Genomic DNA, 13482 nt, shown 5'->3' with positions numbered 1-13482 from the left:
ATCAGAGTGCGCGTATCTTGGCAGTGATGGCGCGAATATGCTCAGTCGCTTGCTCTGGGGGGGTGATGACTTCAATGAGCAAGGTATTGGTACCGGAATCTCTGTGCTCAGAGATCTTAGTCTTCAGAGTTTCGAATTCGGCGACTTGCGCATAGTCCAAACCAAACTGCTTAGCCGCATGCTCAAACTGATAGCCATGTGGCATTTGATACAGTTTCTGCTTATGTGAGGCATCCACAGGAAGCATGTCGAAGATAGCGCCCCCATCATTGTTGATGACCAAGATAAGGTTGTTCTTGTCTCTATGCAGGGACAGTGAATTGAGATCGTGAAGTAGCGAGGTATCACCCAGCATTAGAAGGGTTCGTTCACCGATAGCACTGGAAACCCCGGCACAGGTAGCAACAAGGCCATCGATACCCGACGCACCGCGATTCGAGTAGACCTCACCTAGGGCATGTTGGGAGAACATATCCACCAAGCGAACGCCTAAGCTGTTGCCGATAAACAGGTTATATTCTTCACTGAGCTCTGAGAGTTTACTGGTGAGTTCCAGTTCAGACAGAGCCTCTGAGGCGTGCGCATTTACCTGTGAAGAAACGACCTCTTTCCATTTCTTCAAGCCATTACCCCACCCCGAGGTATCACTGTTCATTAGTGTTTTGGGCCAGCTGACGCCATGGGCACGAGTCATGGGTAAATGGTCTGGGTTAAGCCTGCTAGGTTCATCGCTGACCAATAAATAGCGGTCCGGAGACCAAGTTCCAGCCTGCTTCTTGATAAAGGCGAGTAAGCGCTTTGAAACCAATCGAGCACCAAATTGAAGAATGACCTCACACTGAGCTAGAGCTTTGTTCGCCATCGAACCTTGCAGCCAAACATCATAACTCGCCCAGTCTGAGCTCTGACCCGATTGCGGGTCACACAAGATTGGCCAGCCAAGCTCTTCAGAAAGTGCTTTCGCATGTGTTGCCTGCCCAAGAGTGGTGCTTCCCACCACAATCAACCCCTTGCGGTTGTGGTGGGTTGAAAGCCATTGCTCTAAATCGAATCTAGCGTTACTGCGAGTAAAGTCATCGCTATAACTGGTGACAGACTCTAGCCAATTTTTCGGAACTTCGTCTATATCAGCAAGAACAATAGGCTCTTCTGTATACAAAGGCTCAGGAAAGGCGCAATTGATATGTATAGGGCCGCCCACTTGAGCGAACAAAGCATCATCTAGGGTGCTGAGTAGCCAATCAAAACTCTGCTGCGGGCTTGGACTAGGCAGTTCAACGCTTCTAACCACATGACTAGAAAATATATTGGATTGCACTATCGCCTGGTTGGCACCACAACCTACTAAGTCTATGGGGCGATCCGCAGTCAGCAGTATTAACTTCTCTCCGGTAAGGTTTGCTTCTGCCACCGCAGGGAGCAGATTGGCGACTGCGGTACCTGAGGTCACCACTACAGCAACCGGCGCCTTGCTCGCCTTAGCCATACCAAGCGCGTAAAAACCTAAGCCGCGCTCATCAAAATGAGTATGCAGATTAAGCTTTGGGTTAAGTTCGGCCTCTAGAGTTAGAGGCGTGGAACGAGAACCGGGAGCAACGCATACCTCAGAGACACCAAATCGTGTTAACTCTTCTAATAAAGTCGCGCTCCAAACACGATTTAACTGCGCCTGCCCCAATGCGTTGATTGAGATCATGACGCTTGTTCCAGGATACTTTGCTCAGTGATAAGGCTCAGCAGTGTCGACATCTTTTTGTCCAGCTCCTGCCATTCGTGCTCAGCGTGCGAGCCAGGGACTATGCCAGCCCCGGCAAACAGACTCAGACGTTTCCCTTGCACCAAGGCACTTCGGATAGCGACACAGAACTCAGCTTCAGTTTCGCTGATATAGCCTACAGACCCTGCATACCATGCGCGGGAAAAGGGTTCGTTTTGTTCAATAAACTCAAGAGCCTGACCGCGAGGCAAGCCGGCTACGGCTGCCGTTGGCTGCAACGCTTGTAGAAGCTTGCTTCTATCAGCATGGGCGGTAAGCTCTGCCTGTATATGGCGCTTAAGATGCTGGACCCTACGAAGGCGCACCAGACGAGGTTCTTGTTCCACATCCACTCGCTGGCAGAATGGCGTTAAACGCTCGATGATATCATCGACAACGTATTGGTTTTCTTGAAGGTTTTTCTCATCCTGAATAAGCCAATTCGCAAGCTCAAGGTCTTGAGAAGGGTTAGCGTCACGACCAATAGTGCCTGCAAGTGCTTCAGTTTCAAGCAGGCTGCCTCTGCGACTGTATAGGCGCTCTGGTGTCGAACCTATAAAGGCGTGCTCGGCATCTAATTGCATCAAGAAATGGAAGCTGTGGCGATTTTGCTGACGGCTAAGGTCTAGAAGCTCATAGCCCTGCATGGGTGCACTTAGACTGATTACCGTCTGCCTTGCTAACACCACCTTTTTCAGTTCAGTCCCTTCAATGGTCTTGAGCGCAAGGTTCACGTTACGCTCCCAATGCTCTTTACTGGGAGTGTGTTGCACCGACTCCACATCGGGCATCTGATTAAAACCAGCAGTCAGGTCAGTGCTAAGTCTATGGATTGCTCTGCGCAGTGAGTCCTTATCTTCCAAAAGATTGGCTGCGATAAACCATTGATCACGACGCCTTAGAAGCTCAATCTGAGGTAGGAAAAAGTAGGATGACAAACAAGCATCATGCTTGCTTGAACGCGGAAAAGCATAGCCGCCCCAGATTCTTTGATTGCTACTTAAAACAGAGTAGGCAGGGTTAATATCACTGAAGGTACGTGCCTGACCAAGGGCTACAGTTTCTTCGGTGGTGTCCCTAGACTGCCAGTAAAACTTAGGAAAGACGGCCTGTTTCGCCATCCAAGGCACGACATGATCCGCGTGCACTGACTCTATGGGTAATTCGATACGCGTGGTTTCAATGGAAGCGGCTTCGACTTCCTCTAGCAACGTTTGAATGGCGTGAACCAAGTTAGGCAAGGTTACCTCTAACTCTCTGTTTTTATATGAATTGCAGTGCGCTTACTCTAGGTCGCTTAACCCATCAGATCAAGCCACTTACTTTCAATTCTAGAGCAAACTTTGATTTTATACCTGAAGCAAAAATTCTTGTTTAGATTTACGTATTAACTCAGTTACTTAGTACAGATTTTTCTACTAAAAGTTGGGGAATTGGTGTAATTTGATCTTATTCACACCAGATAAATCTAAGGGTTAACAATGAATAATATCGAGATGTCGTCAAAACTCGATAGTGTATGCTATGACATTCGTGGTCCTGTACTCAAGCATGCTAAACGCATGGAAGAGGAGGGGCACAAAATTCTAAAGCTAAACATTGGTAACCCCGCCCCATTTGGCTTCGATACACCCGATGAAATCTTAGTAGATGTGCTGCGCAACCTCCCTACTTCTCAGGGTTATTGCGACTCAAAGGGCATCTATTCTGCACGTAAAGCTGTGGTTCAATACTATCAACGCAAAGGACTTCGCTCCCTTGATGTTGAAGATGTATACATGGGTAACGGTGTATCTGAACTTATCGTGATGGCAATGCAAGCGTTGCTGAATAATGGCGATGAAATGCTAGTACCAGCACCAGACTATCCGCTATGGACTGCAGCAGTATCGCTATCAGGTGGCAACCCTGTTCATTATATCTGCGACGAAGAGTCTGACTGGTTCCCAGATCTTGAAGACATCAAGGCAAAGATCACTCCAAAGACTCGCGGTATCGTACTGATCAACCCAAATAACCCAACGGGTGCCGTGTATAGCCGTGACTTCCTACTCAAGGTTGTTGAGATTGCTCGCCAGCACAACCTGATCATCTTTGCCGATGAGATCTACGACAAGATTCTTTACGATGGTGCAACTCACACCTCTATTGCGACCCTTTCAGAAGACGTGGTGACAGTAACCTTCAACGGTTTATCCAAAGCGTACCGTATCTGTGGTTTTCGTAGCGGCTGGATGTTCCTAAGTGGGCCTAAGCACCTTGCCAAAGGTTATGTAGATGGCTTAGATATGCTTGCCTCTATGCGTTTATGTGCCAACGTGCCTATGCAGCATGCCGTGCAAACCGCACTGGGTGGTTACCAAAGTATTAATGAGCTTATCTTGCCGGGTGGTCGATTGCTTGAGCAAAGAGATAAAGCCCACGAGCTGATCACCTCGATTCCAGGGGTTTCTTGCGTCAAGCCCAAGGGGGCTTTGTATCTATTCCCTAAGCTTGATCCTAAGATGTACAAAATCCATAACGATCAGAAAATGGTGCTAGACTTTCTTAAACAAGAAAAAGTGCTTTTAGTTCAAGGGTCTGGGTTTAATTGGCCTAAACCGGATCACTTCAGAATCGTTACCCTGCCCCATGTGGAAGACTTGGAAATGGCAATCGGTAGATTCGAGCGCTTTATCAGCACCTACACACAATAAAAAAAGAGGCCTTTGGCCTCTTTTTGTTTTTTAGGGCTTAGCCAAATTTAAGGAATATCATGCACGAACAAAGTCACTTCTTCGCTCACCTTGCCCGCATGCAACTTATTCAACGTTGGCCCTTAATGCGCTCGATATCTTCAGAAAATATTTCCGAGCACAGCCTACAAGTAGCTTTTGTGGCACACGCGCTTGGGGTCATTAAAAACAAGAAGTTTGGGGGCCAGGTAAACCCAGAGAGATTGGCGGTGCTGGCTATGTATCACGATACCAGTGAGGTGCTGACAGGTGATTTGCCCACACCAGTGAAATACTATAACCCTGAGATCGCAAAAGAATACAAAAAGATAGAGGCCGCTGCCGAGCAGAAGCTTCTCTCTATGGTGCCAGATGAGTTTAAGGAAGACTTCGAACCCTTCCTTATCTCAGGGAAATGCACTGAAGAAGAGCAACAGATGGTGAAGCAAGCCGACTCCATTTGTGCCTATCTCAAATGCCTCGAAGAGCTCTCAGCAGGTAATCATGAATATGCGGCGGCCAAGCGTAATCTAGAAAAGACTCTACAAGACCGAGAGTCCAAAGAGATGCGCTATTTCTTGTGTACCTTTGCCAATAGCTTCGAACTGACATTGGATGAAATCAGCTAAGTGAATCTGCCTTTGACCAATCTATCCGATACCTGGCTTGAACGCATCGATAACGAGCAGAAAGCCAGAACCAATGACCATAGAGATGCCTATCAGCGAGACAGGGCTAGAGTATTACACTCCGCCGCGTTCAGGCGCCTTCAAGCCAAGACTCAGATCCATGGCACAGGTAGCAATGACTTTCATCGAACCCGACTAACTCATTCCTTGGAAGCCGCCCAGATAGGGGGCGGTATTCTTGCCCAGCTAAAGTCTAAGCATCCTGAGAAGGCAGAGATCCTGCCTCCAGAAAGCCTTGTTGAAACCCTTTGTCTCGCTCACGATATTGGTCATCCACCCTTTGGTCATGGTGGAGAGGTCGCGCTCAACTATATGATGCGAGAGCACGGCGGTTTTGAGGGGAACGCTCAAACCTTCCGAATTGTTAGTCAATTGGAGCCATACACCCAGCACCACGGTATGAATCTTTGTAGGCGCACCCTACTCGGTCTAATCAAATACCCGAGCCTATTATCACAGGTCGAACGAGACTCCATACCTGACGGTGTCGATAACCCTAGGCAGCTTAAATCCAGTCGCTGGACGCCTGCAAAAGGCATCTATGACGTGGACAGCAAAAACTTTCATTGGGTATTAAGTGAATTTTCAGATGAAGAGCGTGAGCAGTTCTGTCAGGTTTACTCTCCGAATGGCGATAGATATAGACCTAAGCGCACCAAGTTGAAGTCTTTAGACTGCTCTATCATGGAGTTAGCTGATGACATTGCCTACGGTGTTCACGACCTTGAAGATGCCATAGTGCTTGGGCTGGTTAGTCGACATCAATGGATGGAACATGCCCAACCCAAACTAACGCAGAGCGGTAGCCCTTGGTTTGAAGCCAATATCAACAGACTCAGCGAACAGCTTTTCTCTGGAGAACATTATCTTAGAAAGGATGCCATAGGCGGTATAGTGAATGCCCTACTCACCAGTGCTGAACTAAAACAGGTCAGCGAGTGTGAGGGTATGCATCCCTTGTTAGCCTTCAACGCCACCTTAAAAGCACCAATGCTAGAGGTACTGCAGGTATTCAAAACCTTCGTTAGCCAGTTTGTGATCCAAGCCACCTCAGTGCAGATCATCGAATATCGCGGTCAGCAGGTAATTATCGATCTTTTCCAAGCACTCAGTGGCGACCCAGAGCGACTATTACCCGATGCCACTAAGGTGAAATGGCGCAGAGCAAGAGATGAGCACGACCAAGGATTAAGGGTTATCTGTGACTATATCGCCAATATGACGGATGGCTATGCGCAAAGGCTTCATAGCCAGATGTTTGCCAGCTAGGCTTATCCGTATGACATTTTATTCACACTAGCCTTTGTAGAATCTCGGCTCATTCAAATCAATGACGCCGAGATTTATGCGAAATCGCTCCACACTTACTTTATTATTGCTACTTTCAAATCCTAGCTACTCAGAAACAGAATCCTACTCCTTTTTCGAAGACTTCATCGACAATTCCTACTATGACGATAAAGGACTTTTAGTCACCTACTACGGGCGTACCTATCATCTGGGCTCACGTAATCGCAACGAAGACAATAATATCTGGGGCTTCGGCTATAAAGGATTTGAGGCTTCAACCATGATCAACTCTTTCTACGACCGCTCGTACATCTTCTCTTATCATAAGAAATGGGAGTGGAACTCATGGCTAGACTTCGGACTAAGGGTTGGAGGGATTACAGGTTACGACAAAGAAGACAACCCAATACAATTATTTGGCATCACACCTCTGCTATCTCCAACCATGACTGTTCATTACAAAGGGCTAGGGTTTGAAAGCTCAATTCAAACGGATGTACTGATATTTAATCTAAATTATCAGTTTTAGTTCATCTCAGCGATTCCGCTCGCCAAAGTGCTGATCCCTCAAATGCTCAGGCACCTGTTTGAGCTGAAACTCAATCATTTTGTCGAAGGCTTCTATCAAGCCCTTTGGCTCTTTGTCTAGTATAGTAATGGCGTGGTAAGCGGCCTCTACTGTGGAGAGGGCGTTATCTCTTGGGGCTTTGCGGATTGTGTAGCGACCAGCAAGATCAGCCGGCAGGTGCACCTGTGGCAGGTTATGCAGGTTTCTTGATAGCTGGAACATCTTGAATGCTTTCTTCCATGTGCCATCCAGTAGGATTAGGCGAACATTTTCAAAGTCGGCATGTTCCGACTTAGAGATATCGTCCGAAGTATCTGACGGGAATAAAAGCAGATTCAGAGAGTTCGGAGTAGACAGTAATTGATTTAGCGGTTGGTGTTCACTGAAATCTTCACCGACGAACACCTTTGAGTTTGGCATAGATAACTCAATCAGCTTTGCGGTACCTTTCGCTTGATTAACCTCGCTCGGGTGCTGCAGAATAATAACCTCGACCGAGCTCTCAACCTCTGTTATCCAGCCACACAGGCAGGCTTTTAGCGCTCGACCACAATGTTCACAATACCGAGACATAGTTCCAGTGTTTAAGTTTCTTGTTCTGTTTAGTTTAACCCTTCTGCTTCTGATGCTTCCACAACTCTCAGAGTTGTTTCGTTGGCAAGCAAACCTTGTGGATCAGAATCAGTGGTGGCGCATAGTAACCGGAAGCTTTACTCACACCAATCTTTATCACCTTGGAATGAATCTGGTGGGATATTGGCTACTCGCCTATTTGTTTCACGCCAGATATAAGCGTTATGCGGTAGAGACCTTGATACTGGCGACAGCGGTAGGTATTGGCTTACTGTTTACCTCTACCCAAAACTACTATGGCTTATCTGGAGCTCTGCACGGTCTGTTTGCCGTCTATGCTACTCGTGAGGTGATGTCTGGCAAGCGAAGCTCTTGGCTGCTACTAATTGGTCTAGGGCTTAAGATTGCGGCGGAGAACAGCGGTATGATGCCCATCTCCTCGGCATCGCTGATAGGAGCGCGAATCTCAACTGAATCCCACCTAATTGGTAGCCTAGTTGGACTCGCTATTCCGTTTATCCAGCGCAGTACCAGACGTCTAGGCTAAAGCTCAATACGCTCTCGGTTCTTATCTACCGTTGCCTGGCCAATGCCTTTGACTAGCTTAAGATCATCGGCACTCTTAAACTCACCATTTAGCTCACGAAAAGCTACAATATGCTCGGCCTTCTTCTGACCTACGCCGACTAGCATAGCGGCTAGCTCTTCGCTGGTAGCCGTGTTGATATTTACTCTGATCTCTATCCCGGCATATTCGCCATTGTCTCGGATAGTCTCACTATTTTCAGCCGCCAGCAAGGCTGTTGGGGATAGCATCATTAACAGGGTTAATATGGTTGGAATGACTCGTGACATGGGACTCTCCTTTGGTAGCAAATCTCTACCAAGCTAGTCAGGATAAGCCCTACTGCCAAAGTGCTGTTTCTGAAAATAGAACGAGCCGCATAAGCGACCCGTTTTGTTTACTTGATTTGCACAGAAATTACTGCGCAGTCTCCAGAGCGTAATACTCGATATCAATCGTCTTACGCAGAGCGGTAATCAGTGCCATTAGCTCTTGCTCAGACTGAGCACGCTTCAGCTGACCTTCAATCTGGGTATTGAATTGAGGGTCGATATCGTCAGTTACCTTGCTTAGCTCGATAACCGCGATGTTGCCTAGGTTGTCCATAGACTTACCGAAGTGTGGCTGGTCTGCTGTTGGACGAGGCATTGCATATACAGTGCTCGCAAATGGAGAGCTACGGTCGATGCTTTCAACTTCACCGAAGGTTAGGTTGTTCTCTGCAAGAACAGACTCATCACCAGACTCAAGCGCTGTTACTAGCTTGTCAGCAAGTTCGTTCGCCTTGTTACGGCCTTCGATATCAGCAAGTTGCTGTTTAACTTGATCTGCAACCTCTTCGTAAGGAAGAACAGTTTGCGGACGAGAATCTTCAATACGAACCACGATTACGTGCTCAGGTGCGATCTCGATAACCTCAGAGTTCAGACCATCTTCAAGAACCTCAGGAGACTGAAGTGCTTGCATTACTGCGCTGCTCTTCAGGATCTCAGGGGCGTCTTGTTGAGAGATAAAGTCAGTAGTGTGAACCTTTTGACCTGTCTCTTGCGCTGCGTCATCTAGTGAGTCTGGGTATTCGAATGCTACTGTCTCAAGCTTGTTCTGAAGCTCATAGAAGCTATCTACCGCTTGTTGCTCAGCCACTTCTTTCTTCAGATCATCAGCAACTTCTGCATAAGGCTTAGCTTGTGCCGCTTTCACGTCATCTAGCTTGATGATGTGTAGACCAAAGTCAGACTTAACAACGCCAGTGATGTCGCCCACGTTTTCAAGAGCAAAGGCTGCATCTTCAAACGCTGGGTCCATAACACCTTTCTCAACCCAACCTAGAGAACCGCCTTCTTCAGCAGAGCCTACGTCTTCGGAGTATTCTTTTGCAACAGCGGCAAAGTCTTCACCTGCGTTTAGCTTAGCTAGCACTTCATCAGCCTTAGCTTGGTCTTGAACCAAGATGTGGCTTAGGCTGCGTTGCTCAGCAGAGGTGTACTTGTCGATGTTGTCCTTGTAGTACTCTTGAGCTTTCTCATCACTAACGCTGTCAGACGACTTCATCTGCTCTGCAGATAGTTCAATGTAAGAAACCTTATACTGCTCAGGGCGAGTGAAACGCTGCGGGTTATCTTGATAGAACTTGTTTAGCTCTTCGTCGCTTAGCTCGATAGTTTTCGCCATCTCACTTGGAGAAAGAGATACAGTACGGATTTCACGCTTCTGAGTCACTAGCTGAGCCGTTTGCGCTACTTCCTTAGGAAGAACGAAGTCACTGCTCTCTAGCGCTTGTAGGATTTGCTGGCGAACTAGGTCGCTACGTAGGTACTCAGCGAAAGAGTCAGCATTGAAGCCCGCACGACGAAGGAACGCTTGATACACCTCTTGGTCGAACTGACCATTGCTTTGGAACTGAGGCATACCCAGGATCATGTCACGAACCTGTTGGTCGCTTACACGCATACCAAGGTTAGAAGCGTACTGCTCAAGAAGCACTTGGTTAACCATGCGGTCTAGCACTTCTTTACGGAATGTTTGAACGAATGCTGGGTCACCAAGCTGCTGTGAGAAGTAATCACCAAGTTGCTGCTGCATGCGGTTACGTTCGTTTTGGTAAGCCATTTCAAAATCTTGACGAGAGATCTCAGCGTTGCCAACTTTAGCCGCAACGTTGCTACCGCCACCTAGGTAGCCACTCACGCCGGTGAAAATGAACGATAGGATGATCAGTCCCAAAATAATCTTAACCGCGATGCTGTTAACGCCCTCGCGCAGTCTTTCCATCATAACTTTTCGAAACTCCGAAATTTCGCCCGCATTAACGCCGAACTAGCCCGCTAGCTCAGGAACACTGGGGGTTCTTTAAATTTTGCATTCGATAATATCAGAAAAAGAAATGCGCACCAGTACGATGCGCATAAATAGGTGGTTTGATAACGATTTATTGTTATCTGATGTGACTTGAGAAAACTTAGTTAACAGAGTCTTTTAGCGCTTTACCTGGTTTGAAAGAAGGTACTTTAGCTTCAGCAATCTGAATCTCTTCACCAGTCTTAGGGTTGCGACCTGTACGAGCAGCTCGAGTACGTACGCTGAAAGTACCGAAGCCAACAAGTGCAACTTGATCACCCTGTTGAAGTGTTTCACTGATTGATTCAACTACTGCATCTAGAGCTCGGCCTGCAGACGCTTTTGAAAGATCCGCACTATCCGCGATTTTTTCGATAAGTTGAGTTTTATTCACTGTTATTCCCCTATTACCACTCGTTTGATTTATTAGAGTGGTTCAGTTCCATTTAGATTATGAATCTCAGCTCAGACCTTGTGTATAAAGGGCTGGGCCTCATAAGTTAAAGTAGCGCCCGAAAAAAAAGCTGACAAGTTTTTTATACTCATCAGCTCAATTTACATACTATTTTTTGGTTTTAGTCACTATTTTGTCTCTAGAGTGACACCAGATGGGTCATTTTGTAGTGCAACCGTTAGCACTTCATCGATCCACTGTACCGGTTTAACAACAATGTCTTTCTTCACGTTTTCTGGGATTTCTTCCAGGTCACGCTCATTGTCTTTCGGAATAAGGACCGTTTTAATGCCACCGCGGTGAGCCGCAAGAAGCTTCTCTTTTAGACCGCCGATTGGTAGCACTTCACCACGCAGAGTGATCTCACCTGTCATAGCAACATCAGCCTTAACTGGGTTGCCGGTTAGGCTAGAAACCAGCGCAGTACACATAGCGATACCCGCACTCGGACCATCTTTCGGCGTTGCACCTTCAGGTACGTGAACGTGGATATCACGCTTCTCGTAGAAATCAGGGTTGATGCCCAGTTTCTCCGCTCGGCTACGAACTACTGTCATTGCTGCTTGGATAGACTCTTGCATTACATCGCCAAGAGAACCGGTTTGGGTTAGTTTGCCCTTACCTACCATAGACTCAGTTTCGATAGTAAGAAGATCACCACCTACCTCAGTCCACGCAAGGCCGGTTACCTGACCGATGCGGTTACTCTCATCTGCTTTACCGTAATCGAAGCGTTGCACGCCCAAGAACTCTTTTAGGTTCTCTTCGTTTACAACAACCTTCTTCAGTTTCGGATCTAGCAGGATGTTCTTAACCGCTTTACGACAGATCTTCGAGATTTCACGCTCAAGGCTACGCACGCCTGCTTCACGGGTGTAGTAACGAATGATGCCAATGATGGCTGAATCATCTACCTCAATCTCATGCTCTTTCAGGCCGTTACGCTTGATCTGCTTCGACAGAAGGTGACGCTTAGCGATATTCAGCTTCTCGTCTTCGGTATAGCCTGATAGACGAATCACTTCCATACGGTCAAGCAGTGGACCAGGAATGTTCATCGAGTTTGAGGTCGCAACGAACATGACATCTGACAGGTCGTAATCCACCTCTAGATAGTGATCGTTAAACGCGTTGTTTTGCTCAGGGTCTAGCACCTCAAGAAGCGCTGAAGACGGGTCACCACGCATGTCTGATGACATCTTGTCGATCTCATCAAGCAGGAACAATGGGTTCTTAACGCCAACTTTAGACATCTTCTGAATCAGTTTGCCTGGCATAGAGCCGATATAGGTACGACGGTGACCACGGATTTCCGCTTCATCACGCACGCCACCTAGCGCCATACGGGTGTACTTACGACCGGTTGCAGCTGCAATAGACTGCCCTAGAGAGGTTTTACCTACGCCTGGCGGTCCCACAAGACATAGGATTGGACCTTTTAGCTTGTTGATACGGTTTTGTACCGCCAAGTATTCTAGGATGCGTTCTTTCACGCGCTCAAGGCCGTAGTGGTCAGAGTTAAGTACCTCTTCCGCTTTGGCTAGGTTCTTCTTAACCTTAGAGCGCTTCGCCCATGGCACACCGATCATCCAATCGATATAGCCACGTACCACTGTCGCTTCTGCTGACATTGGCGACATCATCTTAAGCTTTTGCAGCTCTTGCTCAGTCTTCTCACGAGCCTCAGCCGGCATCTTAGATTCTTCAATCTTCTTCTGCAGCGCTTCAAACTCGTCAGGAGCATCATCCATATCACCCAGTTCTTTCTGGATGGCCTTCATCTGCTCGTTCAGATAGTACTCACGCTGAGATTTTTCCATCTGCTTTTTAACGCGACCACGGATGCGCTTCTCAACCTGCAGGATGTCGATCTCCGACTCCATGCTGCCCATCAAGAATTCAAGGCGCTCATTCACGTCGATGATCTCAAGCACGCGTTGCTTATCAGAAAGCTTAAGCGGCATGTGCGCTGCGATAGAATCCGCTAGACGCGGTGCTTCATCGATACCGTTGATAGAGGTTAGAACCTCAGGCGGGATCTTCTTATTCAGTTTAATGAAGCCTTCGAACTGGCTGATAGCACTACGAACCAGAACCTCTTGATCTTTGTCGTCAAGCTCTGGGGTAGTCATGAATTCTGCATCAGCGATAAAGAAATCATCTTCACGGATAGAGTGGATCTTAGCGCGCTGCTGACCCTCAACCAGCACCTTAACGGTACCGTCAGGTAGTTTCAGAAGTTGCAGAATGGTCGCAACCGTACCTACTTGGAATAGATCTTCTTTGGTTGGCTCCTCAGTATCTGCTTCTTTCTGAGCAACCAATAAAACTTGTTTGTTGTCATCCATTGCCGACTGCAAACAGTTGATCGACTTTTCGCGACCCACAAACAGTGGGATGACCATGTGAGGATATACCACCACATCACGCAGTGGTAACACGGGTATTTCAATGCGCTCGGAACGCTCCAAGTTCATAATTCTCTCTCTTCCGTTTTCGGCTAATGATCCATATATAAGGTCAATTTAAATAGATT

12 protein-coding genes are annotated in these 13482 nt (G+C 47.4%); 5 read left to right on the top strand and 7 right to left on the bottom strand.

Going from position 1 to position 13482, the window contains the following annotated elements; translation table 11 throughout:
- Window position 1: 1 nt before the first annotated feature.
- Together menD and Pcarn_RS03680 are read right to left on the bottom strand one after the other, a co-directional pair.
- The gene (menD, locus tag Pcarn_RS03685; RefSeq protein ID WP_261835041.1) at window positions 2-1696 is read right to left on the bottom strand and encodes a 2-succinyl-5-enolpyruvyl-6-hydroxy-3-cyclohexene-1-carboxylic-acid synthase; all 1695 of its coding nucleotides are present in this window, start codon (window positions 1694-1696) and stop codon (window positions 2-4) included.
- On the bottom strand, window positions 1693-2997 hold the full coding sequence (locus Pcarn_RS03680; RefSeq protein WP_390904467.1) for an isochorismate synthase: 1305 nt from the start codon (window positions 2995-2997) through the stop codon (window positions 1693-1695). Before Pcarn_RS03680 ends, menD begins: the two co-directional genes overlap by 4 nt.
- 240 nt (window positions 2998-3237) lie before the next feature.
- Between Pcarn_RS03680 and Pcarn_RS03675 the strand changes: the two genes are divergently transcribed.
- The 4 genes from Pcarn_RS03675 (at window position 3238) to Pcarn_RS03660 (ending at window position 6978) form a co-directional block, all read left to right on the top strand.
- On the top strand, window positions 3238-4452 hold the full coding sequence (locus tag Pcarn_RS03675) for a pyridoxal phosphate-dependent aminotransferase (RefSeq protein WP_261835040.1): 1215 nt from the start codon (window positions 3238-3240) through the stop codon (window positions 4450-4452).
- Window positions 4453-4511: 59 nt separating this feature from the next.
- The gene (gene yfbR, locus Pcarn_RS03670) at window positions 4512-5099 is read left to right on the top strand and encodes a 5'-deoxynucleotidase (RefSeq protein ID WP_261835039.1); all 588 of its coding nucleotides are present in this window, start codon (window positions 4512-4514) and stop codon (window positions 5097-5099) included.
- A gap of 12 nt (window positions 5100-5111) precedes the next feature.
- Window positions 5112-6428, top strand: a complete 1317-nt coding sequence (locus Pcarn_RS03665) for an anti-phage deoxyguanosine triphosphatase (protein WP_261835038.1) — start codon at window positions 5112-5114, stop codon at window positions 6426-6428.
- A 76-nt stretch (window positions 6429-6504) separates the two neighbouring features.
- Entirely contained in the window at window positions 6505-6978 is a 474-nt protein-coding gene (locus Pcarn_RS03660) for a hypothetical protein (RefSeq protein WP_261835037.1), read from the top strand.
- 6 nt (window positions 6979-6984) lie between these two features.
- Here Pcarn_RS03660 and Pcarn_RS03655 read toward each other — a convergent pair whose 3' ends face one another.
- On the bottom strand, window positions 6985-7590 hold the full coding sequence (locus Pcarn_RS03655; protein ID WP_261835036.1) for a tRNA-uridine aminocarboxypropyltransferase: 606 nt from the start codon (window positions 7588-7590) through the stop codon (window positions 6985-6987).
- Between the two features lie 7 nt (window positions 7591-7597).
- Between Pcarn_RS03655 and rrtA the strand changes: the two genes are divergently transcribed.
- The gene (rrtA, locus tag Pcarn_RS03650; protein WP_261835035.1) at window positions 7598-8137 is read left to right on the top strand and encodes a rhombosortase; all 540 of its coding nucleotides are present in this window, start codon (window positions 7598-7600) and stop codon (window positions 8135-8137) included.
- On the opposite strand, the gene Pcarn_RS03645 is transcribed toward rrtA, so the two are convergent.
- From Pcarn_RS03645 to lon, 4 genes are all read right to left on the bottom strand, one after another.
- Window positions 8134-8445, bottom strand: a complete 312-nt coding sequence (locus tag Pcarn_RS03645; RefSeq protein WP_390904466.1) for a ComEA family DNA-binding protein — start codon at window positions 8443-8445, stop codon at window positions 8134-8136. The two genes, rrtA and Pcarn_RS03645, sit on opposite strands and share 4 nt — an antisense overlap.
- 127 nt (window positions 8446-8572) lie before the next feature.
- Window positions 8573-10429, bottom strand: coding sequence for a peptidylprolyl isomerase (gene ppiD, locus Pcarn_RS03640; RefSeq protein WP_261835034.1), 1857 nt, complete (start codon window positions 10427-10429; stop codon window positions 8573-8575).
- Window positions 10430-10613: 184 nt separating this feature from the next.
- Window positions 10614-10886 carry an HU family DNA-binding protein gene (locus tag Pcarn_RS03635; RefSeq protein WP_261835033.1) on the bottom strand — a complete coding sequence of 91 codons (273 nt, stop codon included), beginning with the start codon at window positions 10884-10886 and terminating at the stop codon, window positions 10614-10616.
- A 188-nt stretch (window positions 10887-11074) separates the two neighbouring features.
- Window positions 11075-13423 (bottom strand): endopeptidase La, encoded by a 2349-nt coding sequence (lon, locus tag Pcarn_RS03630; protein ID WP_261835032.1) that lies wholly within the window; start codon window positions 13421-13423, stop codon window positions 11075-11077.
- Between the last annotated feature and the right edge of the window lie 59 nt (window positions 13424-13482).

The sequence above is a fragment of the Vibrio ishigakensis genome, assembly GCF_024347675.1.
GTDB lineage: Bacteria > Pseudomonadota > Gammaproteobacteria > Enterobacterales > Vibrionaceae > Vibrio > Vibrio ishigakensis.
Note: the sequence above shows the minus strand (reverse complement) of the source record. Positions and strands in the feature narration are given on the sequence as shown.